General features: G+C 34.7%; 1 protein-coding gene. It reads right to left on the bottom strand.

What is annotated here, in order from left to right; translation table 11 throughout:
- A partial coding sequence (locus tag ACF91D_RS32050) for a relaxase/mobilization nuclease domain-containing protein (RefSeq protein ID WP_392438747.1) occupies window positions 1–432 on the bottom strand: 432 nt, incomplete at both ends.

Here is a 432-nt window from a genome sequence, read left to right on the forward strand (position 1 = left end):
CAACTCCTCCTTGTCATAGTCATTACCAAGTTTACTGCCACGTACTTTTTTATCTTCTTCAAGATGTTTATAAGTTATGGTTTTATCCGTCACACGTGCGACTTCGACACCTTTTGGTTTAAGTAACTCGTTAAATTCTTCGAAATCTGTTGCATGTTCTTTGGTATCTTCAATCGCAATTCTAATTTGATTTTTCCATGATGCTTTTACATCTTCTGCTTTATCCATAATGTTTTGTTCTGCCTGTGTGTAGCGTATTTGTGCCTGAACATTAGGAATCGACAAATTATGGCTTTTACAGACTTCATCGTTTGCCTGTCTGATGTCTTTTAATGCCTGTTTGTTGTTATAAAATTTTTTGCCTGTATCAAGGTCAATTGAATTAATCACAATATGGTTGTGTACATGTTCTGTATCTTCATGGGTATAAAT

The sequence above is a fragment of the Staphylococcus sp. 231237_7MaSpsaltlick genome (genome assembly GCF_043107035.1).